The organism is Curtobacterium sp. 260, assembly GCF_030803485.1.
Lineage (GTDB): Bacteria > Actinomycetota > Actinomycetes > Actinomycetales > Microbacteriaceae > Curtobacterium.
On sequence record NZ_JAURUY010000004.1, the window covers coordinates 84,275 to 110,443 of the forward strand.

Below are 26,169 nucleotides of genomic sequence, written 5' to 3' on the forward strand. Positions count from 1 at the left end.
CTCAGTGCAGGACGGCGCCCTGCTCGTCGACGGGGTGCCGCTCCCCCGCGGTGAGTGCGACCGGGAGGCGGTTCTCCTCCGGGGGCACCGGGCAGGCGTACTGGTACGAGAACGCGCAGGGCGGCAGGACGAGCCGGTCCCAGTCGAGCACGACCTCGGCCGCGCCGTCGGGCTCGGGCAGGTACAGGAAGCGCCCCATCGAGTACGAGCTGCCCGGGTCGCCCTCGGGCAGGGCGCTGGTGGTGTCCTGCAGGATGAGCTGCAGGCGCGGTCGGCCGTGGAACGGCGCGGACCGCACCGCGGTGAGCCGCACGGGAACGTCGTCCACCGTGGTCTCGATCGTCCCGGCGACGGGCAGGGGGTCGCCGGCGGCGTCGGTCAGGTGACCGGGTGCCTCCCGACCGGACCAGGGTTCGTAGCTGCCGGCCGTGACCCACCCGCCCGGCCGCGGGGCGAACCGCGCGATGCGTGCGAAGCGGGAGACCGCGTCGGAGGCCGGGTCCCAGACGCGGAGCGTGGAGCCGTGCACCGTGCCGGCGAGACCGTCGGCGAAGGCGACGGTCGACGGCACGACGGCGGTGTCACCGGCGACCAGCACCGTGCCGTCCACCGGGACGCCGTCGACCACGACGCCGTCCGCCGCCGCGGCGGTGACGGTGAGACCACCGGGCGCCGGCGCCCACTGCCCGGCGACCGGCCACACGGGCTGCGGGCGGTCGACGTGCTGCGCGTTCACCAGGGCGAGCGGGCCGCGCGCGCTGCGGGCCCAGGCATCGCGGGCCGCGACGTGCTCGGCCAGGTCCGGCTCGACCGTGCTCACGACTGCTCCTGGCGGGGGTAGATGACCTTCTGCACGATGATGATCACCGACGCGGCGACCGGCACGGCGACGAGCGCCCCGAGGACCCCGCCGATCGTGCCACCGGCGACCGCGGCGATGACCACCAGGGCGCCCGGCACCTGCACCGCGCGCGACATGATGCGCGGGGAGATGACGTACGCCTCGACCTGCATGTAGACGAGGTAGTAGATCGCGGCCGCGAGCGCCGTGGCCGGCGAGGCGAACAGGCAGAGCAGGGAGATGACGACCGCCGCGGCGAGGGTGCCGACGAGCGGGATGAGCGAGCCCAGGAACGCGAAGGTCGCCAGCAGAACGGGCAGCGGTGCGCCGATGATGAGCAGGAACACGAGGCTGAGGATGCCGTTGATCAGCGCCTGGCTGATCTGTCCGACGACGTAGCGGCCGACGGCCTGGGTGATCTGCTCGCTGACGTCGACGAAGTTCTGCCGACGTGTCGCCGGCACGAAGCGGTAGGCCATCGACTTCAGGCCCCGCATCGACGCCAGGAAGTACAGCATCAGGATGATGACGATGATCGCGCCGGTCAGCCCGGACAGGATGCCGCTGCCGACCGCCAGGATCCCGCCACCGAGGCTGAGGAGGTTGCCCGGGTCCTCCACGAAGGACTGCAGCGACTCCAGCGCGTGGTTGACGTCGACGGCGCCGGCGAACTGCTGCGACAGGTCCTGGACCCACTCCTGCTGCGAGATGTCCTGGACGATCTCCGGGAAGTTCTGGACGAGGTTCGTCGCCTGCTGGATGAGGATCGGGACGACCGCGAACACGACGCCGGCGAAGGCGGACAGCACACCCACGACGACGATCGTGATCGCCGACCAGCGCGGGATGAACCGTTCGAGGAAGGACACCAGCGGATCGATGCCGAGCGACAGGAAGAGCGCGACGCCGATGTAGACCAGGACCGTGCTGAGCTGCTGGACGATCACGCCGGCCAGCAGGGCGATGAGCACGCCCAGGGCCCCCATGAAGCCGATGCGGAACGCGTTCACGCGCACGCCGGTGCCGACCCGGGTCGCCTCGAACGTCACGTTCGGGGTCGGCGCGTGGTCGTCGGGGGTCTCACGTCGTCGCGGCAGGTGCACGGGCGGGCCAGCCTTTCTGGACTGCTTGAACCCGCTGGGTTCGTCGGCTTGGTAGGGCGGGCGGGACTTGAACCCGCGATCGTTCGGTTATGAGCCGAGTGCCTTGACCAGCTTGGCTACCGCCCCTCGTCGGGGACCGTCAGGCCACCGACTGCCCACGATACAGCGACTCGAACGTCGCGAGCGTGCGGTTGATGTCGTGTGCCTCGATCATGGCCAGGCTGCGCTCCCGCAGCGCCTGGTAGTCGTCGTCGGACGCCTGCAGCACCTGTGCGAGCTTCGCAGCGAGGTCCTGCACGTCGCCCGGCGTGAAGAGGTACCCGTTGCCGTCGATGAGGTGCGGCAGTGCCATCGAGTCCGCGGCCACCACCGGCAGCCCGGACGCCATCGCCTCGAGGGACGAGATGCTCTGCAGCTCGGCGGTGGACGGCATCGCGAAGACGGTGCCGTTCGTCAGCGCCTGGCGCTTCGCCTCGTCCGACACGAAGCCGGCGAAGCGCACCCGGTCCTCGAGCCCGAGCTCCTGCACGAGGGCCTTCAGCTTCGGGATCATCTCGCCGCCACCGACGATGGTGAGCGTCGCGTGCAGCTCGCTCGGCAGCAGCGGGAGCGCCCGGACGAGCACGTCGAGGTTCTTCTCCGGCGCGACCCGGCCGACGAACACGATGTCGTTCCCCGCGGGGCGACCGCTGCGGGCGCTGTAGCGCGACGCGTCGATGCCGCACGAGATCGCGAGGACCTGCTGTCCGGCGATGGCCTCGCGGAGGTAGTCCGCGGCCAGCACCGTCGGCGTCGTGATGGCGTCGGCGAGCCGGTAGGTCTTGGCGGCGTCGTTCCACGCGATCTTCAGCGCGATCGGCAGCGTGCGACGGCCGAACGGGACGTACTCGAGCAGGTTCTCGGGCATGAAGTGGTTGGTGCCGACGATGCGGATGCCGCGCTCGTGGGCCTCCTGCACGATGCCGCGCCCGATGACGATGTGCGACTGGATGTGCAGTACGTCCGGCTGGACGGCGTCGAGGATCGGACCCGTCCACTTCCGGACGCTCCACGGCCACACGAAGCGGAGCCACGCGTGCCACGGCCACTTGTACGACTTCAGCCGGTGGACGGTGAGCACGACGCCGCGGTGCTCCTCGTCGAACGTGCCGTGGTGGGCGCTCGAGGCCGGGGCCACGACGTGGACCTCGTGACCGCGCTCCGCGAGCCCGACGGCGAGCTGCTCGGCGAAGGTCGCGGCGCCGTTGACGTCCGGCGGGAAGGTGTCGGCCGCGATCATGACGCGCAGCGGTCGGGACCCGCCCGTCGCACCCGTCGACTCGGCGGTGGCGGTGGTGGCGTCCTCTGACACGGCTGGCATCGTCCTCTCGTGGGCGGTTGCTGGTCGGGCCTCGACGGTACCGCACGGGCCCGAGCACCCGCGTCAGCCGCGCGGACGACGCCGATGGCCGACAGCGACGACCGACGCTGTCAGCAACCGCGGACACGACCGCCGACGCCGCGAGCCGACCGCGGTCAGCGCCGCGTCTCGGGGTGGTGCTTCGCGAGCAGGAACACACCCGTGATGGCGATCACCGCAGCGACCAGGAAGCCGACCACCGCGATCCACGGCGCCCCGGCGGCCTCGCCGAGCACGATCACGCCGATGCCCACGGCGACGATCGGGTCGATGACGGTGAGGCCGGCGATCACCAGGTCGGCGGACCCGCTCGAGTACGCGTTCTGCACGAAGTAGCCGCCGAGCACCGCGGCGACGATCACCCCGACGACGGCGATCGCGGTCAGCCAGTCGAACGTGCCGTGCAGGAACCGGTTCAGCACGACCTTGGCCAGTGTCGCGACGAAGCCGTAGAGCACCCCGGCCACGACGATGTAGTACATGGCGCTCGCCCGCTTCGCCGCGAAGCGGAACGACAGGAACACGGCCACCAGGACGATCGCCAGCACCACCAGGATCGTCACGAGCTGCTCGTGGGTGATCGCGCTCTCGCGGCCGACGACGGCGGCGATGCCGACGAAGATCCCGACACCGATGATGCAGGTCCAGACCGCCCGTCGCGCCTGCTGTCCGAGCGGTACCCCGGAGGACCGTGACGAGAACCACGTGGTGATGACGAGCGCGACGGCGCCGAGCGGCTGCACGACGATGAGCGGGGCGTTCGTGATGCTGATGAGCTGGAGCACGACGGCCAGACCGAGCATGAGCGTGCCGAGCACCCACCAGCCGCTGCCGAGCAGCCCGAGGACGTGCCGCACCGACAGCCCCTTCGACTGCCGACCGAGTCGGGCCTCGACGCGCTGCACCCCCCGGCTCTGGAACTGCGCTCCCAGCGAGAGGAAGACCGCGCCGACGAGCGCGACGGGGATCATCAGGGCCTGGAACGGGGTCAGGTTGACCGCGTCCGGGATCGGGAGGTCCGTCGTCACGCGACGAGGCTACCGGTCCTCGCCGGATAACCTGGGTGAATGCCCGTCCTCCCCATCCGCATCACCGGCGAACCCGTCCTCCACGAGCGCGCTGCCGAGGTCACCGCGTTCGACGACGACCTCCGCGCACTGGTGCAGGACATGTACGAGACGATGGACCTCGCCCCCGGGGTCGGTCTCGCGGGTCCGCAGGTCGGGGTCGGCAAGCGCCTGTTCGTGTACTCGTGGACCGACGACGACGAGGTCCTGCACCGCGGGGTCGCGATCAACCCGGTGCTCTGGACCACCCCGCCCGTGCCGGAGACGGTCGAGGAGCTCGACGAGGACGAGGAGTCCGAGGGCTGCCTCTCGATCCCGGGCGAGCGCTTCCCGCTGCGTCGGGCCGAGGGCGCCCTGCTCCGTGCGGTCGACGAGCACGGTGAGCCCTTCGAGGTCGAGGCCCACGGGTGGCTCGCCCGCGTCTTCCAGCACGAGTACGACCACCTGGACGGCTACCTCTACGCCGACCGGCTCGCGCACCCGTACGGCAAGCAGGTCGCGAAGGCGATCCGCAAGAGCAGCTGGGGCGGCCCGGGCAAGTCCTGGCTCCCCGGTCGCGACCACCCCGAGGGCTGACCGCGCGGGCGGCTCCGGCGCACGTCCCAGGGCGGCACCGGCGGTCGGCCGGGAGGCCCGGCTCAGCCCCGGTAGGCCGTCAGCGACTCCTGCAGGCGGTCCCGGTCAGGGTGGCCGGGGCAGTACGCGACCAGTCCGGCCGCCAGCTCGGCCTGCTCCGGCGTCGCGACGCCGTCTCGCCACGGCGACGCTCCGCGCTCCGCGCAGGTCGCCGCGAGCTCCTCGAGCGTGGCGGTACCGTCGGCCGCCCGGACCGCGGCCCGCTGCTGCGCCGACATCTCGGTGCCCGTGATGCGCTCGGCCCGGCAGTCGGTGCGCTCGGCCTCCCACACGGCGGCGTAGGTCGTGTACGTCTCGCCCGTGCCGTCGGCGTCGTCACCCGTCGTGTCGCTGCCCGCGCCACTGCTGCCGTCCGCGGCGCCGCTGCACACGAACGCGAAGACGATCGGCGCGCTGCCCGTCGCGGAGACCTCGGACCGTGCTGCGGAGTCGAGCGAGTCCTCCGCCTCCGGTTGCCCGGCGGTGCACGCGGTGAGCGCCACCGCTCCGAGGACGACGAACGCCGCGGCGAGGGTCCGGCGCACGGTGATCACCTGTGAACGCTAACAGCTTGCGACCGGGCGGCGCCTGCGAGCCAGCCGGAAGCCGAACACCGGCCGGTGCCCAGCGCCGGCTCCGCGCGAGACTCGGCCGTGCGGACACGTTCGTGGTCCGGTAGGCGCGAAACCGTCCGCGGAGCCGAGTCTCGCGGCAAGCGGCAAGGGCGCCGAACCCCGGGAACGCAAGAAGCCCCCACCCCGGAGGGTGAGGGCCTGTCGCTCCCCGAGTTGGACTCGAACCAACAACCTGCCGGTTAACAGCCGGCTGCTCTGCCAATTGAGCTATCGAGGATCACTGTCCGCTGGCGAATGTGGTGCGAACAACGGGTAACAGCATAGCAGCACCCCGAGCCCGCTCCGCGCATCGGCCGCGCATCCCGGGCGCGCCGCGTCGTCGAGCTCTCCGGCCGGGCGGGGCGCCGTCGGTGCTCAGTAGCCCGCGACGGGGTCCACGACGCCGACGAACCCGTCGCCGGAGCCGGACAGGAACGCGGCGGTGTTCGCCCGGACGCGCTCGGCCAGCAGCGGCGCGACCATGTCCGGGGTGTCGGCCTGGTGCGGCGTGACGACCACACCCGGCTCGTCCCAGAGCGGGTGCCCGTCGGGCAACGGCTCCGGGTCCGTCACGTCGAGGCCGGCGGCGGCGATCGTGCCCTCGCGCAGCGCCGCGACGAGCGCGTCGGTGTCGACCAGTCCCCCGCGCGCGATGTTCACGAGACGCGCCGAGGGCTTCATGAGTCCGAACCGGCGCGCGTCGAACAGCTTCGCCGTCCCCGAGGTCATGGCCGCCGCGACCACGACCACGTCGGCGTCGGGCAGCACCTCGTCCAGGGCGTCGGTCGTGACCGTGCGGTCGGCTCCCGGTACCGGGTCGTCCGAGCGGCGCACGACGGTCACGGAGACCTCGAACGGGGCGACGAGCCGGATGTACTCCAGGGCGATCCCGCCCGCGCCGATCACCACGACGTTCCGCCCGTAGAGCGACACGCCCTCCGGCTCGGTCGCCCAGGACGTCGCGCGGGCGCGCTTCTGCAGCACCCGGAGCGTCGCGAGCGTCAGCGCGAGGGCGTGCTCGGCGACGGGTTCCGCGTAGGCGCCCTTGGCCGACGTGAAGAGCACCCGGTCCCCGTGCTCCTGGATCAGGTGGGCGAAGGCGTCGACGCCCGCGAAGGGCAGCTGGACCCAGCCGACCGAGGGCCCCTGGTCCAACGCTGCCGCGAGCCCGTCGGGGTCACGGGCATCGAGCCAGACGATCCCCCGCGTGTCCGCGCCGAGGTCGCCGACCGTGCCGCCGGCGGCCCGCACGGCGTCCGCGTGCAGGTCGGCCGCGGTCGGCAGGATCGCGACCGGTCCGGCCGTGGGTGCGTCGACGGGGAGCGGGGCGCCCGCGTCGGTGACGACCGCGCGGTGCCCGCGGCTGCTCGCCGTGTCGTGTGCGGTCGTGGTGCTCATGCGTTCTCCTGACGCTCGGCCCGGGGAGCGGTGCCCGCCCCGGCACCGACCGGACGACGGGGGGCGGACGAGCGCCGCGGGGTGGTGGTCGCGGTCGGACGACGCTTCACCGGGCGCGACGCGGTCGCGGCGAGCGTCTGCACGTAAGGGTCGACGGGGTTGTCGAGGACCTCGTCGAAGGTGCCGAGCCCGACCAGGCGGCTCTCGGCGAGCACACCGACGCGGTCCGCGAGCGCCCGGGCCTCGCGGAGGTCGCTCGACACCACGACGGCCGAGAACTGCCGACCGCGCTGCAGGTTCGTCAGGGCCTCGAGCACCGACTGACGGACCAGGACGTCGACGCCGCGTGCGGGTTCGTCGGCGACGAGGAGCTGCGGCTCGAGGATGAGCGCGCGTGCGAGGGCGACACGCTGCCGCTGCCCGCTCGACAGCTCCCACGTGTTCAGGCGCATGACGCCGAGGGGCAGGTGCACGGCGTCGACCAGTCGCGCGACCATGAGCCCGGCCTCCTTGCGGTCGAACCGCCGGTCGCGCAGGTAGATCGGTTCGGCGATCGCCTCGCCCACGGTCAGGTCGGGGCTCAGCCGGTCGGCGCCGTCCTGCGGCAGGTACCCGATGCGGCCGGTCAGCCGCTGCGCCTTCCGCGAGGACGGGCGGAGCCCGCGCACGTGCTGACCGAGCACGGTGAGCTCACCGCCGACGATCTGCCGCCGGTGCGCACCCTCGCCCTCGCCGGTCGCGCCGAGCTGCCCGGCGATCGCGGCGGCGAAGGTGCTCTTGCCGGAACCGGACTCACCGATGAGCGCCAGGATCTCGCCCTGGCGGACGGTCAGGCTGACCCCGTCGACCGCGCGGATCGGCTCCGATCCGCGGACGCCCCGGTACTCGATCGAGACGTCGTCTGCGACGACCGCCGGGCCGTTCACCGCGATCATGGGTCCCCTTCCGCGCCGCCCCCTGGCGGCGGTTGCGCGACGGACCGGTGTCGCGTCGTCGGTGGTTCGCCGGAGGTGACCGGCCGGGAGGCGCGGCGTGCGTCGACGACGCGACGCCGTGCCTCCCGGCCGGTCGCGTCGGGTCAGGACCCGGCGTTCTCCAGTGCCACCAGCGTACGCCGTCGCTCCGCCTGTTCCGCCGGGTCCGGCACGGGCAGCGACGCGAGGAGCCGCTGCGTGTAGGGGTGCTGCGGCGCACCGAGGACCTCGGCCGTGGTGCCCGTCTCGACCAGGTCGCCGCGGTACAGCACCGCGATGCGGTCCGACAGTGCGCCGACGACCGCGAGGTCGTGGCTGATGAAGAGCGACGCGAACCCGAGGTCCTGCTGCAGCTCGAGGAAGAGCTCCAGCACGCGGGCCTGCACCGACACGTCGAGCGCGCTCGTCGGTTCGTCCGCGATGAGCAGCTTCGGCCGGAGTGCGATCGAGCGCGCGAGCGAGGCGCGCTGCCGCTGGCCACCGGACAGCTCGTGCGGGTACCGGTCGCCGTAGGACGCCGGGAGCTGCACCATCTCGAGCAGCTCGCCGACGCGCTTGCGGGCGGCTCGGGGGTTCCGCACCTCGCCGTGCACGACGAGCGGCTCGGCGACGCACTCGGCGATCGTGAGCAGCGGGTTGAACGAGGTCGCCGGGTCCTGGAACACGAACCCGATGTCCTTGCGGTGCCGCTTGAAGTCCCGCTCGCGGTACCCGAGCATCTCGGTGCCGAGGACCTCGAGCGACCCGCCGGTGACGCGGGTGAGCCCCGCGATGGCCCGACCGATCGTCGTCTTGCCGGAGCCCGACTCCCCCACCAGCCCGAGCACCTCGCCGGGACGGACGTCGAGGTCGACGCCCTTCACGGCCCTGAAGGCGGGCGAGCCGAGGCGGCCCGGGTACTCGATCTCGAGCCCCTTCGCGCTGACGAGGGGCTCGACGTCGGTCGCGATCACCGCTCGGCGGGCCGTCCCGGTCGATGCCTCCAGCCGGGGCACGGCGGCGAGCAGGCGCTTCGTGTAGTCGGCCTGCGGGTCCGCGAAGAGCTGCGCGACCGGTGCCTCCTCCACGACCTCGCCCTGGTACATGACGGCGACCCGGTCGGCCAGGTCGGCGACCACGCCCATGTTGTGCGTGATGATGACGATGGCGGCGCCGAACTCGTCGCGGCAGCGCCGGAGCAGGTCGAGGATCTCGGCCTGCACGGTGACGTCGAGCGCGGTGGTCGGCTCGTCGGCGATGATCACGCTCGGCTCGAGGGCCAGTGCACTCGCGATGACCACGCGCTGCTTCTGCCCGCCGGAGAACTGGTGCGGGTAGTGGTCGACCCGCGTCTCCGGGTCGGGGATGCCGACGCGGCGCAGGTAGTCGATCGCCTTCGCACGGGCGTCCTTCTTCGAGACGCCGCCGTGCGCCCGGAGGCCCTCGGCGATCTGCCACCCCACCGTGAAGACCGGGTTGAGCGCGGTCGACGGCTCCTGGAAGACCATCGCACCGGCCGTGCCGCGGAGTTCGCGGAGCTTGGCCGACCCGACGCTGACCACGTCGGTGCCGTCGAGGTACACCGCACCACCGAGCGTCGCCGTCTCGGGCATCAACCGCAGCATGCTGCGGGCCGTGACCGACTTGCCGGAGCCGGACTCGCCGACCAGCGCGAGGACCTCGCCCGGACGGACGTCGAGACTGACGCCCTTGACCGCGTCGACGGCACCGCCGTCGGTCGCGAAGGTGACGGTCAGGTCGTCGACGACCGCGACCGGTCGGTCCTGCTGGTCGTTCGCTGCGTCGGTCATGCCGTCGCCCCTTCCGTGCTGGCGGCCTGCTTCCGCGAGACCAGCTGCTTCAGCCTCCTCCGGGCGCGCAGGCGCGGGTCCGAGATGTCGTTGAGGCTCTCACCGATGAAGGTCACGCCGAGCACGAGCACGACGATCGCGACGCCGGGGAACACACCGGTCCACCAGACGCCCGACGCGACGTCCGACAGCGCGCGGCTGAGGTCGTAGCCCCACTCCGCGCCGCTGGTCGGGCCGATGCCGAACCCGAGGAAGCCGAGGCCGGCCAGGGTGAGGATCGCGTCGGAGGCGTTCAGCGTCAGGATGAGCGGCAGGCTCCTGGTGCTGTTGCGCAGCACGTGGCGGGTCATGATGCGCCATGGGTTCGTGCCGATGACCCGCGCGGACTCGACGAACGCCTCGTTCTTCAGGCGCACCGCCTCGGCACGCACGACCCGGAAGTACTGCGGGACGTAGACGACGGTGATCGAGATCGCCGCCGCGACGATGCCGCCGGTGTAGCTCGAGTTGCCGCCGGAGATGACGATCGACACGACGATGGCGAGCAGCAGCGAGGGGAACGCGTAGATCGCGTCGGCGACGACGACGAGGACCCGGTCGAGCCAGCCGCCGACGTACCCCGAGACCATGCCGAGGATGACCCCGATCGTGATCGACACGACGACCGCGACGATGACGACGAGCACCGCGGTGCGCGCGCCGAAGACGACGCGGCTGAACACGTCGAAGCCACCGACCGTGGTGCCCCAGACGTGCTCGGCGCTCGGCGGGGCGGTGCGCGGGAAGCCCTGGCCGTCGGCGCCCTGCAGCTGTCCGAAGCCGTACGGGGCGATGAGCGGCGCGGCGAGGGCGACGATCAGGTACAGGGCGCAGATGACCACGCCGGTGATGAGCATGGCGCGCTGCCAGCCGGTGCTCCTGCGGAGCTGGACCACCACGGGCAGCCGCTTCCAGAGCGGCTCGTGGCGGTCGACGAGCGAGGTGTCGGCCATCGCTAGAACCTCACTCTCGGGTCGATCAGCGCCGCGACGACGTCGACGACGAAGTTCGTCACGGCGACGATCACGGCGAGCATCGCGACGATGCCCTGGACCGCGACGAAGTCGCGGGCCGACAGGTACTGGTTGAGCTGGAAACCGAGCCCGCGCCAGCCGAACGTGGTCTCGGTGAGCACCGACCCACCGAGCAGCATGGCGATCTGCAGACCCATCACGGTGATGATCGGGACCAGCGCCGGACGGAAGGCGTGCGTCCGGACGAGCCGGGCCTCCCGGACGCCGCGCGAGCGGGCCGCGTCGACGTACTCGGACCCGAGCGAGCCGATCATGTTGGCACGCACCAGACGCAGGAAGATGCCGGCGGTGAGCAGGCCGAGCGTCAGCGCGGGCAGGACGGCGTGCGACAGCACGTCGCCGATCACCTGCGCGTTGCCGGTGCGGAGTGCGTCGATGAGGTAGATGCCGGTCGCACCCGGGATGTTGTCGAGGATGAGCGACACCCGGGTGGAGGCGCGGTCGCCGAGCGGCAGCCAGCCGAGCCAGACGGAGAAGACGAGCTTGACGAGCAGACCGCCGAAGAACACCGGCGTCGCGTACGTCAGGATCGCGAGCGCTCGGAAGAGCACGTCCGGCCACTTGTCGCGGACGTACGCCGCGAGCATGCCGAGCGGGATGCCGAGGACGAGGGCGACGATGAGCGCGTAGAAGACCAGCTCCGCGGTCGCGCCGCCGTACGTGACGATGACCTCGGTGATGGGGCGGTTGTCGGTCGACGTCGTGCCGAAGTCCCCGCGCACGATGCCGCCGAGGTACTCGAGGTACTGGACGATGACCGGGCGGTCGTAGCCGGCGGCGTGCAGACGTTCCTGGAGCTGCGAGGGCGTCAGACGGCCACCGACCGAGGCGGTGATCGGGTTCCCGATGACGCGCATCAGGAAGAAGACGAGCGTCACCAGGATGAACACCGTCGGGAAGATGAGGAGGAAGCGGACCAGGATGTACCGACCGAGCCCGCCGCCCTGCCCACGGGCACGTCGCTGTGCCTGGGGCTTGGTGGGGTCGGTGGCCAGCTCCGGTGTCGCCTCGGGGGTGCTGAGGGTCACGGGGACGGGTGCCTTTCGGTGCCGTTCGGGACGTGGCCACGGGGGCGCTCCTCGTGGGAACGCCCCCGTGGGCCGACGCCGGTGTTACTTGGAGAGGGTGGCGTAGCGGAACTTGTACGAGGAGTCGAGGGTCAGGCCCTTGACGTCCTTGCCCGCGACCGCCACGGACTTGCCCTGCAGGAGCGGCAGCGTCGAGATCTGCGTGGCCTCGCGCTCCTGCGCCTGCTCGATGAGCTGCGCGCGCTTGTCCTTGTCGGACTCCTGCTGCTCCTCGGAGATCAGCTTCTGGATCTCCGGGTCGTCGTAGTGGTTCTGCACGAAGTTGTCCTTCGTGAAGAACGGCGACAGGTAGTTGTCGGCGTCCGAGAAGTCCGGGAACCACCCGAGCTGGTACACCGGGTAGGAGTCCTTCGTCCGCTCCTGCGCGTAGGTCGTGTAGACCGTCGACTGGATCTTCACGGAGAACAGGCCCGAGTTCTCGAGCTGCGTCTTGAGCTCGGCGTACTCGTCGTCCGACGTCGAACCGTAGTGGTCGGGCGCGTACTGGATGTCGAGCTGCACCTTGCCGGTGACACCGGCCTTCGACAGCGTCTCCTTCGCCTTGTCGACGTCGGGGCCGCCCTTGCCGTTGCCGTAGAGCTCCTCGAACGGCTTCGCGGCACCGGTCAGGCCGTCCGGCACCATCGAGTAGACCGGCGAGTACGTGTTGTTGTAGACGTCCTTCGCGATCTTCTCGCGGTCGACGACGTCGGCCACGGCCTGGCGCACGGCGAGGGCCTTCGCCTCGTCCGCGTCGGACTGGCTCGCGCCGAACGGCTGCGTGTTGAAGTTGAAGACCAGGTAGCGGATCTCGCCACCGGGGCCGTCGGTGACCTTGACGGAGTCGTCCTTGCGCAGGTCGGCGATGTCGGTCGGCGTCAGCGAGCGGTACGCCACGTCGACGTCGCCCTTCTGCACGGCGAGCTTCAGGTCGGTCTCCTTGGTGTAGTAGCTGGCGGTGACCTCCTTGGTCTTCGCCTTGCCGAGGAGCCCGTCGTACTCGGGGTTCGCCGAGTACTGGATGGTGTCGTTCTCCTTGTACGAGGTGATCTCGTACTGCCCGGCGAACGCCTTGCCCTTGACGATGTCGGCTGCCGGGGTGAGCTCGTCGGCCGAGAAGACCTGCTCGTCGACGATCGGGCCTGCGGGGCTCGAGAGCACCTGCGGCCAGGTCTGGTCGGCGTGGTCGAGGTTGAAGACGACCGTGGTGTCGTCCGGGGTCTCGATGCTCTTGAGGTTGGCGAGCAGCGACTGCGGACCGTTCTCGTTGTTGATCTTCAGCTCGCGCTCGAACGAGAACTTGACGTCACTCGAGGTGAGGTCGTTGCCGTTCGCGAACTTCAGCCCGCTCTTGAGCTTCACCGTGTAGGTCGTGTCGTTCGTGAACTCACCGCTCTCGGCGATGTCCGGCTTGACGTCGGGGCTGCCGACCGGGGTGTTCATGAGGAACGGGAACACCTGGTTCTGCACGGCGAAGGAGCCGTTGTCGTAGGACCCGGCCGGGTCGAGGGACGTGACCTTGTCCGTCGTCCCGATGCTCAGGCCGTTCAGGTCGGTGTCGGAGACGCTGCTGCTCGCGCAGCCGGTCAGGACCAGCGCCGTCGCTGCTGCACCGGCGCCGAGCGCGATGCCGCGCTTGCCCCACTTGGATACGGATGCCATGTCCGCTCTCTCTCTCGGTGATGGTTCGCAAGGGGTCCCGCGACGGGCGGTGGATCGACTGTGAGGCCCGCCGGGAACGCTCATTGGTACCACCCTGACACGGAAGTCCACGATTCGAGGGACATTTGTTTACACCCTTGTAATGCACGACCGCGTCGCGTGGCGCATGATGCGCGCGTCACTGAGCGGCGTGTCGCGCACGAAAGTTGCGTGGTGCAACGGGGGCCGGAGGTCGGGCCGCTGCTGCCCACCGGGCGGGCGAGCGGCTGCCGGCTGCCCGCTGCCGGCTGCCCGCTGCCCGCTGCCCGCTGCCCACTGCCGAGCGGGCGAGATCTGTCACGCTCGACCTCCCCGGCCGACACATCCCGCCCACCCGACGTCACGCGCGCGGCATGTCCTGCCCGCTCGGCGCCGGTCGGTGGCGCTCGCGTTCGGGTTGCACGACTTGCCGCTCAATTCGGGCCGCGGCGGCGGGTCGTGCGACCAGGACGACCGCACACGGCACGTCGTGCGACCGGAACGGCCAGTGCGAGTGGCCGGGCCACGGCGGGACACCGAGCGGGCGGACTACGTCACCCTCGGCGTCTCCGGGCACCGATCCCCACCCGCTCGACGTCGTCCACGCGGCGATCCCTGCCCGCTGCGGCGGCTGCGGTGGATGACGCTCGTGTCCTGGTCGCACGACCTGCCGCTCAGTCCGGGCCGCGGCGGCGAGTCGTGCGACCAGATCGACCGCACGTGGCAGGTCGCGCGACCGTGAGGTCCAGCACGAGTGGTCGCGCGACCCTGGGGTCCAGCACGAGTGGCCGGGCGACCGTGGGGCCCAGCACGAGTGGTCGCGCGACCGAGCGGCCCAGCACGAGTGGCCGCGCGACCGAGCGTGCCAGCACGAGTGGCCGGGCGACGACGCGCTGCCGCCCCTCGCGGGACGGCTCAGCCCTGCGCTGCCGCCTCGGCGTCGGCGCGGAGGCGCATCCGCTGCGCGTCGATGTCGACGAGCTGGCGCTGGATCTCGGCGCGCCGGTCGGACTGCTCGTGCGGGTCGGCCCGCTGCAGCTGCCCGAGCAGCGAGGCCTTGCGGGCGAGCAGGTCCCGCTCGACCAGTGCCACGACGATGCTCCGGGCGTAGAGCGCCAGGTCCTCGTCGGTGCGAGCCGGGATCGGTGCGAGTGCGAGCTCCTGCACGAGACCGCGGAACGGCGCCGGCACGTCCTGCAGCAACCGGTCGAGCCAGTCCCCCGCGCCGATCGAGTCGACGTTGGCGACCACGGCGTCCCGCACGACCGACAGCATCGGCGCCGAGAACGTCGCGCCGGCCGCGAGCCAGATGAGCGGTGCGCCCACGTACCCGGGCTGCTGCACCATCGCCATCACGGCGTCGCGCTCCATCCGGGTGATCGGGTCGTTCGGCAGCAGCCGCAGACCGGCCACGGGCTCCTCGGGCGGGGCGACCAGCTCACCACCGGGACCGGCCTGACCGACCGGCACCGGGCCTCCCGTCCGGTCGGTGCGCGCTGCGGACGCGCGCTGACGCGCCGAGTCGACCGCCCGCCGGACGTCCGGGATGTCCATGCCGAGCCACCCGGCGAGTTCGCGGACGTACCCCTGCGTGAGGGAGCGGTCGCGGATCCCGGCGAGGACCGGCGCGGCGGCCCGCAGTGCGCTGACCCGCCCCTCGACGGTCTCGAGGTCGTGGCCGTCGAGCGTCCGACGGATCATGAACTCGAACATCGGGCGCTTCGCGCTGACGAGCCGGCGGATCGCGTCGTCGCCCCGCGCGAGTCGGAGGTCGCACGGGTCGAGTCCGCCGGGAGCCACCGCGACGTAGGTCTGCGCGGCGAAGCGCTGCTCCTCGGCGAACGCCCGCGAGGCGGCACGCTGCCCGGCCTCGTCTGGGTCGAACGTGAAGACCACCTCGCCGTTGGCGTTCGGGTCGGCACCGCTGACGTCGCCGAGCATCGGCCGGAGGACCTTGATGTGGTCGACACCGAACGAGGTGCCGCACGTCGCGACGGCGGTCGTCACACCGGCGAGGTGGCACGCCATGACGTCGGTGTAGCCCTCGACGATCACGACCTGCTTGCCCTTGGAGATGTCCTTGCGGGCGAGGTCGAGCCCGTAGAGGACCTGGCTCTTGTGGTAGATCGGCGTCTCGGGGGTGTTGAGGTACTTCGGGCCCTTGTCGTCGTCGAGCAGCCGACGCGCGCCGAAGCCGATCGTCGCACCGGTCACGTCGCGGATCGGCCACACGAGGCGTCCGCGGAACCGGTCGTACGGCGAGCGGTCGCCCTGCCCGGCGAGCCCCGCCGCGAGGATCTCGTCCATCGAGAACCCACGGCCCCGCAGGTGCTCACGCGTGGCGTCGTACGACTGCGGCGCGAAGCCCACGCCGAAGTGCTGCGCTGCCGCGGGGTCGAAGCCTCGCTCCCCGAGGAAGCGTCGCGCGGGCTCGGCAGCCGCCGAGGTGAGCTGCGACTGGTAGAACTCGAGCGCTGCCTCGTTCGCGGCGATCAGCCGCGCGCGCTGGTTGTAGTCGGTGCGCGGGCCGTCGCCCTCTTCGTAGTGGAGTGTGAAGCCGATCTTCGCGGCCATGCGCTCGACCGCTTCCTGGAACGTCGTGTGGTCCATCTTGATGATGAACTCGAAGACGTCGCCGTCCTCGCCGCACCCGAAGCAGTGGTACCGGCCGACCTGCGGCCGCACGTGGAACGACGGGGAGCGCTCGTCGTGGAACGGGCAGAGCCCCTTCAGCGAGCCGACGCCCGCCGACTTCAGCGTGACGTGGTCGCCGACGACGTCGGCGATGTTGACACGCGAGCGGACCTCGTCGATGTCGTTCCGCGCGATCCTGCCAGCCACCCCTCGATCCTAGTTCGTGCGGCCGGTGCCGGAGGACGGTCCGTGTCCGCCTGTGGAGAGCACGACGGCCGGGAGGCGCGGTGCACGATCAGCACGCGCCCCACCTCGGTCGGTGCGCACGTCGACACGCGCGGCGGCCGGGCAGGAGCCACTCCGGTCCGACCGAGACGGCGCCGTCCGCCCGAGACGGTGCCGGGTCGGCGAACCGGACCCAGATCCGGCGGCGTCTCGCCCTCACGGCGGCGCCTCGTCTTCACGGCGGCGTCTCGCACGGCGGCGTCCCGCACGCCGGCGTCAGACCGCGATGTGCGTCGTCTCCCGGTCCCCCACCACGAGTCGCTTGTGCCACGCCAGCGCCCCCTGGTCCGTCAGGCTCGCGACCTGGTCGACCACGGCCCGCAGCCGCCCGGCGTCGTCGGACGCCGAACGCCAGTCCGCCGCGAAGCCCGGCTCGAGGTCCGCACTGCCCGTCGCCGCCAGGGCGTCGAGCAGCTCGGTGAGCACGCGACGCTGGTCCTCGTACACGGGCTGCCGGTCGCCGTGGGTCATGACGAACGCCGCGACGATGCCCTTGAGCACCGCGATCTCGCCGATGATCTCCGGCGGGGTGACGACCGAGGCCGCGAACCGCACGAGGGACCCGGACGCGTAGGACTCGCGAGTCGCCGCCGTCGCCGTCCGCGCGAACCGCCCGATGAGCTGCGAGGTGAGGTTCTTCAACCGCGCCATGTCCCGACGGGATCCGTCGTAGGACGTCATCCAGAGCGGCAGCGACCGGAGTCGGTCGAAGGCCTCGAGCAGTTCGTCACGACTGAGGTCCGATCCGACCCAGGCGTGCATGGCGGTGACGATGTCGTTCTCGCCGACCCGGTCGCCCAGCGCCGCGACGTCGATGAAGCCCGCGACGACGGCGTCCTCGAAGTCGTGCACCGAGTAGGCGATGTCGTCGGACAGGTCCATGACCTGCGCCTCGATGCACCGCTGCCGACGCGGAGCACCGCGCCGGAGCCACGCGAAGGCGTCGTGGTCGTCGTCGTAGAACCCGAACTTGGTGCGCCCCGACGATGCCTCGGCGACGCCCTGCGCCGCCGGCCACGGGTACTTGCAGCTCGCGTCGAGCGAGGCCCGGGTCAGGTTGAGCCCGTACGGGCGCTCGTCGTCGGGCCCGTCGCCGTAGACCTTCGGCTCGAGGCGGGTCAGCAACCGCAGCGTCTGGGCGTTGCCCTCGAAGCCGCCGATGTCCGCCGCCCAGGCGTTCACGGCGGTCTCGCCGTTGTGCCCGAACGGCGGGTGCCCGATGTCGTGCGCCAGGCACGCGGTGTCGACGACGTCGGGGTCGAGCCCGAGGGAGTCGGCGAGCTCGCGCCCGACCTGCGCGACCTCGAGCGAGTGCGTCAGGCGGTTGCGGGCGAAGTCGAGTCCGGTGGTCGGGCTGAGCACCTGGGTCTTCGCGGCGAGGCGTCGGAGCGCGCTCGAGTGCAGCAGGCGCGCGCGGTCCCGGGCGAAGTCGGAGCGACGGTTGCCGTGGGTCTCGGGCAGCCAGCGTTCCGCGTCGGCCGGCCCGTACGAGGCGGTGGCGCTCATCCGCCGCTGTGGTGCAGCTCGGCGGCGGCGAGGACCTTGCGGAACTCGGCGTCCACGTCGCGCGACTCGAGCCAGCGGTCCGGCAGCGCCGTGCGCTTCGGGTGGCCGGCGCGGCCTCGCGGGCCCTCGACGTCAGCACCGGGGTACGGCGCCGACCAGTCGAGCTGCCCGAGCAGGTCGTCGATCTCCTGCAGGCTCGAGGCCATGGAGAGCGCCGAGCGGACGTCGCCGCCGATCGGGTACCCCTTGAAGTACCAGGAGACGTGCTTCCGGGCGTCGCGGCACCCGTGGTCCTCGGACCCGAAGAACTCGACGAGCAGCTCGGTGTGTCGACGGAAGGCGGTCGCGACGTCGCCGAGCGAGGGCATCGCGCGCACGTCCTCACCGCGGAACGCCGCCGCCAGGTCGCCGAACAGCCACGGACGACCCAGGCAGCCGCGGCCGACCACGACACCGTCGCAGCCGGTCTCGTCGACCATGCGCAGGGCGTCGGCGGCGGACCAGATGTCGCCGTTGCCGAGCACCGGGATGTCGGTGATCGTCTCCTTGAGCGTGGCGATCGCGGACCAGTCCGCCTGCCCCGAGTAGTGCTCGTTCGCGGTGCGGGCGTGCAGCGAGATCGCGGCGACACCGGCGTCGCGGGCGATGCGTGCCGCGTCGAGGTAGGTCAGGTGGTCGGCGTCGATGCCCTTGCGCATCTTCACCGTGACCGGGACGTCGCCAGCGGCCTTGACCGTCTTCTCGACGAGGTCCTTGAAGAGGTCGGTCTTCCACGGCAGGGCCGCTCCCCCGCCCTTCCGTGTGACCTTCGGCACCGGACACCCGAAGTTGAGGTCGATGTGGTCGGCGCGGTCCTCGCCCACCAGGATCGTCGCCGCCTCGGCCACGGTGTTCGGCTCGACGCCGTACAGCTGGATGGACCGCGGCGTCTCCGACTCGTGGTGCTGGATGAGCTGCATCGACACCGGAGTGCGTTCGACCAGCGCCCGCGAGGTGATCATCTCGCAGACGTAGAGTCCGGCGCCGTACTCGCGGCAGAGCCGGCGGTAGGCCATGTTCGTGATGCCCGCCATCGGCGCGAGCACGACCGGCGCCTCGACCTCGATGGGGCCGATGCGCAGGGGCTTCGCCGTGCGGGGCGCCGTGGTGGGCGCGTCGGTGATCGTCATACGTGCTCCATTCTCCCACGCGTGTCCGCGCCGGTAGCGTTCTCCACATGACCGACTCCGCGATCGCCCGGTTCGACGCCGACGCCGCCGCCCGAGGGCTCGCGGTGGACGTCGTCCAGCGCCCCGCCGCCGACTCCCTCGAGGGTGCCGCCGCCCTGCTCGGCATCGACCCGGGCGACATCGTGAAGACGCTCGTCGTCAAGCGTCACGACGGTGGCTTCCTGCTCGCGCTGGTGCCGGGCGGCCGCAGCATCGCCTGGAAGAAGCTCCGCACCGTCGTCGGCGTCAACAAGCTGTCCATGCCCGACGCGGCGACCGCGCTCGAGGCCTCGGGCTACGAGCGCGGCACGATCACGCCGATCGGCGCGACCGGCGACCTGCCGGTGTACGCCGACGAACGCGTCCTCGGCCGCCGCATCGCGCTCGGTGCCGGTCGCCACGGCGCGAGTGCCTTCGTCGACGGCGACGCGCTCGTCGCCGCCTACGACGCGACCGTCGCCGACATCACCGACGAGGAACCCGTCCGCTAGCGGACGGCTCAGTCGGGGACCTCGGTCCAGTCGCCCTCGGCACCGGGCACGAAGCAGCTGTCACCCTCGCAGACCGGCGCACCGCCGGGCGTGACGAGCGTGAGCAGGGCGGGTCGCGCCTCCCGGTCGTCGGCCTGGAGGCCCGGCTCGACCGGGCCGGTCGTCGTCACGCCGGTCACCGGGTCGCCTCCGCATCCGCGGTCGCGTCGTCCGCGGCGCGCTGCTGCTGCGCCGCGAGCTCCTCGGGCGTCACGTCGCGGAGGGCGACGACCTGGCGGAGCACCTGCTCGAACGCCGCCGGGTCCTGTGCGCCGGAGACGCCGTACTTGCCGTCGATGACGAAGAACGGGACGCCGTTGATCCCGAACGCCTGCGCCTGGGCCTGGTCGGCACGGACGGCGGCGAGCTGGGCGTCGTCGCGCAGGGTCGCCAGGACCTCGTCGCGGTCCAGACCGATCGAGGCGCCGAGGTCGGCCAGGGACTCGTCCTGTCCGACGTGCTCGCCGCGCTCGAAGTACGCGGTGAAGAGGCGCTCGACCATCTCGAGCTGCTTGCCGTGCTGCTTCGCCAGGTGGATGACCTGGTGCGCCTTGACGGTGTTCGTGTGGCGCAGTGCGTCGTAGTCGTAGTGCAGTCCGACGGACGAGGCGATGCCGGCGACCTGGTCGATCATCTGCTGTGCCTGCTGAACCGGCAGGCCCTTGTGCTGCGAGAGGAACTCGGCCTCGGTGCCCTCGAAGTCGACCGGGGTGTCCGGGCTGAGCTCGAAGGAGTGGTACTCGACCTCGACCGGCTGGGCCTCGGGCGAGGAGGCGAACGCGGCCACGCCGGCCTCGAACTTCCGCTTGCCGATGTAGCACCAGGGGCATGCGATGTCCGACCAGACATCGACCTTCACAGACTCGTTCACGGCTGCTCCAACGCCGGGCGGTCGGTGCTATTCCGAGGTCGAACCACGAAACCGACAACGAACCAGGCAGGGGCGCTGGTTCGTTGTCGGTTCCGTGGTTCGGTACTGCCGCAGCAGCCGCGCGCTACGCCCCGAGGAGGCGCTGCGCCAGGTAGCCCTGCAGCTGGTCGAGCGAGACGCGCTCCTGCGACATGGTGTCGCGGTCACGCACCGTGACCGCCTTGTCGTCGAGCGTGTCGAAGTCGACCGTGATGCAGAACGGCGTGCCGATCTCGTCGTGGCGACGGTAGCGCCGACCGATCGCGCCGGCGTCGTCGAAGTCCACGTTCCAGTGCTTCCGCAGGTCGTCGGCGAGCCCGCGCGCCACCGGCGACAGCTGCTCGTTGCGGGACAGCGGGAGCACCGCGGCCTTGACCGGCGCCAGGCGCGGGTCGAGGCGCAGGACGGTGCGCTTGTCGACGCCGCCCTTCGCGTTCGGGGCCTCGTCCTCGTGGTACGCGTCGAGCAGGAACGCCATGAGCGCACGGGTGAGCCCGAACGACGGCTCGATGACGTAGGGCACGTACTTCTCGTTCGCGGCCTGGTCGAAGAAGCGCAGGTCCTTGCCCGACGACTCGATGTGGTTGTTCAGGTCGAAGTCGGTGCGGTTCGCGACGCCCATGAGCTCGCCCCACTCGGAGCCGGCGAACCCGAAGCGGTACTCGATGTCCGCGGTGGCGTCCGAGTAGTGCGCGCGCTCGCCGTCGGGCACGTCGAAGCGTCGCAGGTTCTCGGGGTCGATGCCGAGGTCGGTGAAGAACGCCACCGCGTCGGCGATCCACTGCTCGTAGTGCGTGTCGACGTCGGCCGGCGGCACGAAGTACTCGATCTCCATCTGCTCGAACTCGCGCGTGCGGAAGATGAAGTTGCCGGGCGTGATCTCGTTGCGGAACGCCTTGCCGACCTGGCCGATGCCGAACGGGGGCTTCATGCGGCTCGTCGTGACGACCTGCGCGAAGTCGACGAAGATGCCCTGCGCCGTCTCCGGGCGGAGGAAGTTCAGCCCTTCCTCGGACTCGACCGGGCCGAGGTAGGTCTTGAGCATGCCGGAGAACTCGCGCGGCTCGGTCCACTCACCCCGGGTGCCGCAGTTCGGGCACGGCACCTCGGCCATGCCACCCTCGGGCGCTCGACCCTTCTTCGCCTCGAACGCCTCGAGCAGGTGGTCTTCGCGGAACCGGTGGTGGCAGTGCAGGCACTCGACGAGCGGGTCGGTGAAGGTCGCGACGTGACCCGAGGCCTCCCACACCTTGCGGGGCAGGATCACGGCGGAGTCGAGGCCGACCATGTCGCCGCGGCCGCGGACGAACCGCTGCCACCACTGGCGCTTGATGTTCTCCTTCAGCTCGACGCCGAGGGGCCCGTAGTCCCACGCGGAGCGGGATCCGCCGTAGATCTCCCCCGACTGGAAGACGAAGCCACGGCCCTTGGCCAGGGCGATGACGCTGTCGAGACGGGAGGACGGTGCCAAGAGGACTCCTGAGTTCGCCGGACTGGGTGCCCGGTGCGGGAACGGTACCGGGCAAGCGTACCGGCCCCGCGGCGACCGGCGGACGCCGGTCGCGGCACCCGTGGACGGGCCGGCTCACCCCGCCGGACGGAACCCCTCCTCCGCACCCAGCACCGCGACGACCCGGTCGACGTCGGCGTCGTCGTTCCACAGGTGGAAGGCCAGGCGCAGCCGGCCCGCCCGTCCGCTCGCAGTGACCCCCGCCGCGGTCAGGGCGCGCAGGGCCGACCCGTCCGGGTCGGGGAAGGTCGTGATCGCCTGACCGGACCGGGGCGTCCCGAGCGCGTCGGCGAGCCGGTCCGTGCGACCGGTCGCGTGCCTCCAGGCCGAACCGGCGTCGACGGACGCGAGGTGTCGCAGGGCGGCGACCGCCCCCGGCCACGCCTGCCATGCCGGGGACACGTCGAAACGGCGGGCGTCGTCGGCGAGCTGCATGGTCGGGCCGTAGCACGAGGACCAGACGTCCGCTCCCGCGTACCAGCCGGCCTGCACGGGGCGGACGCGCTCCAGCGCCGCGTCGGAGAACGTCGCGAAGGCGACGCCGCGCGGTGCGCACAACCACTTGTAGGCGTGCGTGACCGTGACGTCGAACGGCGCGGCGGACACCGGCAGGACGCCCGCGGCCTGGGTGAGGTCGCAGAGGGTGAGGGCACCGGCGGCGCGCGCCGCGTCGAGGACCGGGGCGGGGTCGGTCACCACGCCGGTGGCGGACTGCACGGCGGACCAGGCGACGAGCGCGGTGCCCGGCCGGACGGCGTCGGCGAGTCGCTCGAGCGGGACACTGCGGACCGTGACGCCGCGGTGCGCCTGGACGAGGAACGGGAAGACGACGGACGAGAAGTCGCCGTCGGGGACGACGACCTCGGCACCGTCCGGCAGTGACGCAGCGACGAGTGCCACCATCGCCGAGGTCTGCGACCCCGTCGCCACCCGTGCGGCGTCCACGCCGACGATGTCGGCGAAGAGCCTGCGGCCCTCCTCGACCAGGGCACCGTACGTCGCGGGCGAGGTCTCGGCGCGCGACCACGCGTCGAGGTCCGCCCGCTGTGCGGCGAGGGTGCCGAGCGTGGGGAGCCCGGCGGTGCAGGCGGCGAGGTAACCCGATCCGTCGACGAAGGAGTCCATGCCCCCAGGCTCCGACGGCCGGCACCATCACGCCAGGGCAGGCTTCTTCGGGGACCCATAACATCGTGTTGTGGAGTCGATCGAACCGCAGCTGCTCCGGGTCCTGCTCGCCGTGCGCGACGGCGGGTCGATCAGCCGTGCGGCCGCGGCGCTCGGCTACAGCCAGCCCGCCGTCAGCCAGTTGCTCACACGCGCCGAACAGCGGCTCGGGCACGACCTCGTGCTCCGCGGCGGCCGCGGTGCGACCCTGACGGAGTCCGGACGCGTCCTCGCCGACCACGCCCTGCACGTCGAGGCGGCCCTGGCCGCAGCGCGCGAGGACCTCGACGCGGTCGGCGGTCTCGCCCGCGGGCGCGTGCGGCTCGCCGGCTTCCCGAGCGCGTCGTCGACCCTCGTGCCCCCGGTGCTCGCGGCGCTGGCGACGGACAGCCCCGGGGTGGTGACGTCGTACGTCGAGGCCGAGCCGCCCGAGGCCGTCGACCTGCTCCGGCGCGGCGAGGTCGACGTCGCCCTGACCTTCTCGCACGCACTGCAGGACGACTCCGCGAACGATCCGACCCTGACCACGCGCGTGCTCGGGCGCGACCCGCTCGCGCTCGTCACCGCCGCGGGTGCGGTGCCGACCGGGGACCGGGCAGCCGACCTCGCCGAGTTCCGGGACGCCCGGTGGATCGGCGGTTGTCCGCGGTGCCGCGGGCACCTGCTCGCGTCGTGCGCGGCGTCCGGGTTCACGCCGGAGATCGTGCTCGAGACCGACAACGCCGCGGCGGTCGTCGGGCTGGTCGCGGCCGGACTCGGCGTCGCCCTGCTGCCCCGGCTGGCGCTGTCGACCACCGTCGTGCCGTCCGGTGTGGCGGTCACGCCGGCCGAGGACGCGCTGGCACGACGGGTCGAGGTCGTGGTCGCCCGCGGCGCGGACCGCGTGCCGAGCGTGCGGGCGGCGCTGGAGGCGGTCCGTGGGGTGGCGCACCTGCTCACGTGAGGCGCGGCGCGCTGTCCGTGGCACGGGTCTCGTGTCGGCACCGACGGCTGTCCGGCCGGCCACGGGTCGGACGGGAGGCCCGTGGCGGCCCCGCCGCGGGCCTCCCGTCAGGCGGTCGGTGCGTCCACCGCGCCGCCGTAGCGTCGGTCGCGGCGCGCGTACTCCTCGATCGCTCCCCACAGGTCGGTGCGGCGGAAGTCCGGCCAGAGCTGGTCGAGGAACACCATCTCCGCGTACGCGGACTGCCACAGCATGAAGTTCGACGTCCGCTGCTCGCCCGAGCTCCGCAGGAACAGGTCCACGTCGGGCAGCTCGGGCACGTAGAGCCGCTTCGCCAGGGCCTTCTCCGTCACCTGGCTCGGCTTCATCCGACCGGCGGCGACGTCCTCGGCCATGCCCCGGACCGCGTCGACGATCTCGTTCCGCCCGCCGTAGTTGACGCACATCGTGAGGGTGCAGACGTCGTTGTCGGCGGTCATCCGCTCCGCGGTCTGCAGCTCGTCGACGACGCTCCGCCAGAGCCGGGGTCGCCGGCCGGCCCACCGCACACGGACACCCCACGCGTGCAGCTGGTCGCGACGGCGGTGGATGACCTCGCGGTTGAAGCCCATCAGGAAGCGGACCTCGTCCGGCGACCGCTTCCAGTTCTCGGTCGAGAACGCGTACGCCGACACGTGCTTGACGCCGATCTGGATCGCGCCGGCGACGACGTCGAGCAGCGAGGCCTCGCCGGCCTTGTGCCCCTCGACCCGCGTCAGGCCGCGCTGGTTCGCCCAGCGGCCGTTGCCGTCCATGACGATCGCCACGTGCTCCGGGACGAACTGCGCCGGGATCGCCGGCGGCTGCTCCCCCGTCCAGTCGACGGGTCGCAGTCCCTCGGACACGGCTTCGGACGCGGACCGGCGTGGGCTCATGCAGGTGTTCCTTCGTGATCGGACGTGACGGGCACGGCGGGCGCCGGGGTGGCGGCCACGGCTGCCGGCACCCCGCCGGGGGTCGGTGCGACCGGAGCGGGGTGCTCACTGCGGTCCACGTGGGGCAGTGACCGGAGCGATCGTTCCAGGTGCCACTGGGCGTAGGCCGCCACCACGCCGGAGGCCCGCGACCGCGTCCGCTCGTCGGAGGCGTCGACGGTCGACCAGTCCCCGGCGAGCAGTGCCCCGAGCAGGCCGAGCGTGTCGGTGTCGAGCCGGGGCGTCCCGGGCGGCGCTGCACGGTCCGCCACCACCCCGCCGAGCTGCACGACGAAGGCGGTGTGCGGCCCGGGCTCCCCCGTCACCGCACAGTCGCCGAACGACGGCGCCCACCCCGCGATGCTCATCGCCCGGAGCAGGTACGAGTCGAGCGTGGCGCTGACGACGTGCTCGTGCCTGGACAGTGAGCGCAGGGCACCGACGAGCAGCAGGTACTGCTGGAGCCCGGCGTCCGCCTCGCTCAACCGGTCCGCCGTCTCGACCATGGCGCTGGCCGCGGTGTAGGCGCCGTAGTCGGTGACGATCTGGGCGCCGTACGAGCCGAGGCTCTCGGCCTGGGTGACGATGTCGAGCGACCGACCCTCGTAGAACTGCGCGTCGACGACCATGAACGGCTCGAGTCGCGACCCGAACTTCGACGCCGTGCGCCGTACCCCCTTGGCCACCGCCCGGATCTTGCCGTGCTGCCGGCTCAGCATGGTGACGATGCGGTCGGCCTCGCCGAGCTTGTGGGTGCGCAGCACGACGCACTCGTCCCGGTACAGCGGCATTGCCCCAGTATCCCCCGCGGCGCCGACAGCGGGTGCCGGCGGCGCGGCCAGCGCGGAGCGCGGAGCGGGCAGGACACGCCGCGTGAGTTCCGTCCGGCGGGCAGATCCCGTCGC

At 71.9% G+C, this 26,169-nt stretch carries 23 protein-coding genes and 2 tRNA genes; 3 read left to right on the plus strand and 22 right to left on the minus strand.

Going from position 1 to position 26,169, the window contains the following annotated elements; genetic code table 11:
- Position 1: 1 nt before the first annotated feature.
- The 5 genes from J2X59_RS06810 to J2X59_RS06830 form a co-directional block, all read right to left on the minus strand.
- Positions 2-820, minus strand: a complete 819-nt coding sequence (locus J2X59_RS06810; protein WP_326496150.1) for a DUF1684 domain-containing protein — start codon at positions 818-820, stop codon at positions 2-4.
- Positions 817-1,938 carry an AI-2E family transporter gene (locus J2X59_RS06815; RefSeq protein WP_400338387.1) on the minus strand — a complete coding sequence of 374 codons (1,122 nt, stop codon included), beginning with the start codon at positions 1,936-1,938 and terminating at the stop codon, positions 817-819. The genes J2X59_RS06810 and J2X59_RS06815 overlap by 4 nt, the downstream gene beginning before the upstream one ends.
- 55 nt (positions 1,939-1,993) lie before the next feature.
- Positions 1,994-2,070 (minus strand) — tRNA-Ile (locus tag J2X59_RS06820).
- A gap of 13 nt (positions 2,071-2,083) precedes the next feature.
- On the minus strand, positions 2,084-3,304 hold the full coding sequence (locus J2X59_RS06825; RefSeq protein WP_326496152.1) for a glycosyltransferase: 1,221 nt from the start codon (positions 3,302-3,304) through the stop codon (positions 2,084-2,086).
- A 155-nt stretch (positions 3,305-3,459) separates the two neighbouring features.
- Positions 3,460-4,371, minus strand: coding sequence for a DMT family transporter (locus J2X59_RS06830; protein ID WP_174234721.1), 912 nt, complete (start codon positions 4,369-4,371; stop codon positions 3,460-3,462).
- 39 nt (positions 4,372-4,410) lie between these two features.
- On the opposite strand from J2X59_RS06830, the gene def reads away from it, so the two are divergent.
- On the plus strand, positions 4,411-4,986 hold the full coding sequence (gene def / locus J2X59_RS06835) for a peptide deformylase (RefSeq protein ID WP_326496153.1): 576 nt from the start codon (positions 4,411-4,413) through the stop codon (positions 4,984-4,986).
- Between the two features lie 62 nt (positions 4,987-5,048).
- On the opposite strand, the gene J2X59_RS06840 is transcribed toward def, so the two are convergent.
- The 11 genes from J2X59_RS06840 to dusB all read right to left on the minus strand — a co-directional run bounded on the left by J2X59_RS06840 (position 5,049) and on the right by dusB (position 19,215).
- Complete coding sequence (locus J2X59_RS06840; protein ID WP_326496154.1) at positions 5,049-5,579, minus strand: hypothetical protein; 531 nt, start codon at positions 5,577-5,579, stop codon at positions 5,049-5,051.
- Between the two features lie 225 nt (positions 5,580-5,804).
- Positions 5,805-5,877: transfer RNA gene (locus tag J2X59_RS06845), tRNA-Asn, on the minus strand.
- Positions 5,878-6,014: 137 nt separating this feature from the next.
- A complete protein-coding gene (locus J2X59_RS06850; RefSeq protein ID WP_081984809.1) occupies positions 6,015-7,037 on the minus strand; it encodes a D-isomer specific 2-hydroxyacid dehydrogenase family protein in 1,023 nt (340 codons plus the stop codon).
- Positions 7,034-7,972 (minus strand): ATP-binding cassette domain-containing protein, encoded by a 939-nt coding sequence (locus J2X59_RS06855; protein ID WP_326496155.1) that lies wholly within the window; start codon positions 7,970-7,972, stop codon positions 7,034-7,036. The genes J2X59_RS06850 and J2X59_RS06855 overlap by 4 nt, the downstream gene beginning before the upstream one ends.
- Before the next feature lie 143 nt (positions 7,973-8,115).
- A complete protein-coding gene (locus J2X59_RS06860) occupies positions 8,116-9,801 on the minus strand; it encodes an ABC transporter ATP-binding protein (RefSeq protein WP_326496156.1) in 1,686 nt (561 codons plus the stop codon).
- The gene (locus J2X59_RS06865) at positions 9,798-10,793 is read right to left on the minus strand and encodes an ABC transporter permease (RefSeq protein WP_066653922.1); all 996 of its coding nucleotides are present in this window, start codon (positions 10,791-10,793) and stop codon (positions 9,798-9,800) included. The genes J2X59_RS06860 and J2X59_RS06865 overlap by 4 nt, the downstream gene beginning before the upstream one ends.
- A gap of 2 nt (positions 10,794-10,795) precedes the next feature.
- Positions 10,796-11,902 carry an ABC transporter permease gene (locus tag J2X59_RS06870; protein WP_442781413.1) on the minus strand — a complete coding sequence of 369 codons (1,107 nt, stop codon included), beginning with the start codon at positions 11,900-11,902 and terminating at the stop codon, positions 10,796-10,798.
- 84 nt (positions 11,903-11,986) lie between these two features.
- Entirely contained in the window at positions 11,987-13,603 is a 1,617-nt protein-coding gene (locus J2X59_RS06875; protein WP_326496157.1) for an ABC transporter substrate-binding protein, read from the minus strand.
- Between the two features lie 933 nt (positions 13,604-14,536).
- Positions 14,537-16,462, minus strand: a complete 1,926-nt coding sequence (dnaG, locus tag J2X59_RS06880) for a DNA primase (protein WP_209683000.1) — start codon at positions 16,460-16,462, stop codon at positions 14,537-14,539.
- A 294-nt stretch (positions 16,463-16,756) separates the two neighbouring features.
- Entirely contained in the window at positions 16,757-18,046 is a 1,290-nt protein-coding gene (locus J2X59_RS06885; RefSeq protein WP_066653914.1) for a deoxyguanosinetriphosphate triphosphohydrolase, read from the minus strand.
- Complete coding sequence (gene dusB / locus J2X59_RS06890; protein ID WP_066653911.1) at positions 18,043-19,215, minus strand: tRNA dihydrouridine synthase DusB; 1,173 nt, start codon at positions 19,213-19,215, stop codon at positions 18,043-18,045. The genes J2X59_RS06885 and dusB overlap by 4 nt, the downstream gene beginning before the upstream one ends.
- A gap of 47 nt (positions 19,216-19,262) precedes the next feature.
- On the opposite strand from dusB, the gene J2X59_RS06895 reads away from it, so the two are divergent.
- Complete coding sequence (locus tag J2X59_RS06895) at positions 19,263-19,745, plus strand: aminoacyl-tRNA deacylase (RefSeq protein ID WP_326496158.1); 483 nt, start codon at positions 19,263-19,265, stop codon at positions 19,743-19,745.
- Between the two features lie 8 nt (positions 19,746-19,753).
- On the opposite strand, the gene J2X59_RS06900 is transcribed toward J2X59_RS06895, so the two are convergent.
- From J2X59_RS06900 to J2X59_RS06915, 4 genes are all read right to left on the minus strand, one after another.
- Positions 19,754-19,924: a hypothetical protein gene (locus J2X59_RS06900; protein ID WP_158407743.1), complete on the minus strand. Its 171-nt coding sequence runs from the start codon at positions 19,922-19,924 to the stop codon at positions 19,754-19,756.
- A complete protein-coding gene (locus J2X59_RS06905) occupies positions 19,921-20,655 on the minus strand; it encodes a DsbA family oxidoreductase (protein WP_066653907.1) in 735 nt (244 codons plus the stop codon). Before J2X59_RS06905 ends, J2X59_RS06900 begins: the two co-directional genes overlap by 4 nt.
- A 124-nt stretch (positions 20,656-20,779) precedes the next feature.
- A complete protein-coding gene (locus J2X59_RS06910) occupies positions 20,780-22,165 on the minus strand; it encodes a glycine--tRNA ligase (protein WP_326496159.1) in 1,386 nt (461 codons plus the stop codon).
- Positions 22,166-22,279: 114 nt separating this feature from the next.
- The gene (locus tag J2X59_RS06915) at positions 22,280-23,329 is read right to left on the minus strand and encodes an aminotransferase class V-fold PLP-dependent enzyme (protein ID WP_326496160.1); all 1,050 of its coding nucleotides are present in this window, start codon (positions 23,327-23,329) and stop codon (positions 22,280-22,282) included.
- A gap of 70 nt (positions 23,330-23,399) precedes the next feature.
- On the opposite strand from J2X59_RS06915, the gene J2X59_RS06920 reads away from it, so the two are divergent.
- Positions 23,400-24,311, plus strand: a complete 912-nt coding sequence (locus tag J2X59_RS06920) for a LysR family transcriptional regulator (protein ID WP_326496161.1) — start codon at positions 23,400-23,402, stop codon at positions 24,309-24,311.
- Between the two features lie 107 nt (positions 24,312-24,418).
- Here J2X59_RS06920 and J2X59_RS06925 read toward each other — a convergent pair whose 3' ends face one another.
- Together J2X59_RS06925 and recO are read right to left on the minus strand one after the other, a co-directional pair.
- Entirely contained in the window at positions 24,419-25,225 is an 807-nt protein-coding gene (locus tag J2X59_RS06925; protein ID WP_066653897.1) for an isoprenyl transferase, read from the minus strand.
- Entirely contained in the window at positions 25,222-26,055 is an 834-nt protein-coding gene (gene recO, locus J2X59_RS06930; protein WP_066653894.1) for a DNA repair protein RecO, read from the minus strand. Before recO ends, J2X59_RS06925 begins: the two co-directional genes overlap by 4 nt.
- Positions 26,056-26,169 lie beyond the last annotated feature (114 nt).

Coding starts and splice junctions, on each gene's coding strand:
- J2X59_RS06885 (WP_066653914.1), bottom strand. CDS start 18,046: ATGAGCGCCACCGCCTCGTACGGGCCGGCCGACGCGGAACGCTGGCTG.
- J2X59_RS06850 (WP_081984809.1), bottom strand. CDS start 7,037: ATGAGCACCACGACCGCACACGACACGGCGAGCAGCCGCGGGCACCGC.
- J2X59_RS06875 (WP_326496157.1), bottom strand. CDS start 13,603: ATGGCATCCGTATCCAAGTGGGGCAAGCGCGGCATCGCGCTCGGCGCC.
- recO (WP_066653894.1), bottom strand. CDS start 26,055: ATGCCGCTGTACCGGGACGAGTGCGTCGTGCTGCGCACCCACAAGCTC.
- J2X59_RS06825 (WP_326496152.1), bottom strand. CDS start 3,304: ATGCCAGCCGTGTCAGAGGACGCCACCACCGCCACCGCCGAGTCGACG.
- J2X59_RS06860 (WP_326496156.1), bottom strand. CDS start 9,801: ATGACCGACGCAGCGAACGACCAGCAGGACCGACCGGTCGCGGTCGTC.
- J2X59_RS06865 (WP_066653922.1), bottom strand. CDS start 10,793: ATGGCCGACACCTCGCTCGTCGACCGCCACGAGCCGCTCTGGAAGCGG.
- J2X59_RS06925 (WP_066653897.1), bottom strand. CDS start 25,225: ATGAGCCCACGCCGGTCCGCGTCCGAAGCCGTGTCCGAGGGACTGCGA.
- J2X59_RS06855 (WP_326496155.1), bottom strand. CDS start 7,972: ATGATCGCGGTGAACGGCCCGGCGGTCGTCGCAGACGACGTCTCGATC.
- dusB (WP_066653911.1), bottom strand. CDS start 19,215: ATGACGATCACCGACGCGCCCACCACGGCGCCCCGCACGGCGAAGCCC.
- J2X59_RS06915 (WP_326496160.1), bottom strand. CDS start 23,329: ATGGACTCCTTCGTCGACGGATCGGGTTACCTCGCCGCCTGCACCGCC.
- J2X59_RS06895 (WP_326496158.1), top strand. CDS start 19,263: ATGACCGACTCCGCGATCGCCCGGTTCGACGCCGACGCCGCCGCCCGA.
- def (WP_326496153.1), top strand. CDS start 4,411: ATGCCCGTCCTCCCCATCCGCATCACCGGCGAACCCGTCCTCCACGAG.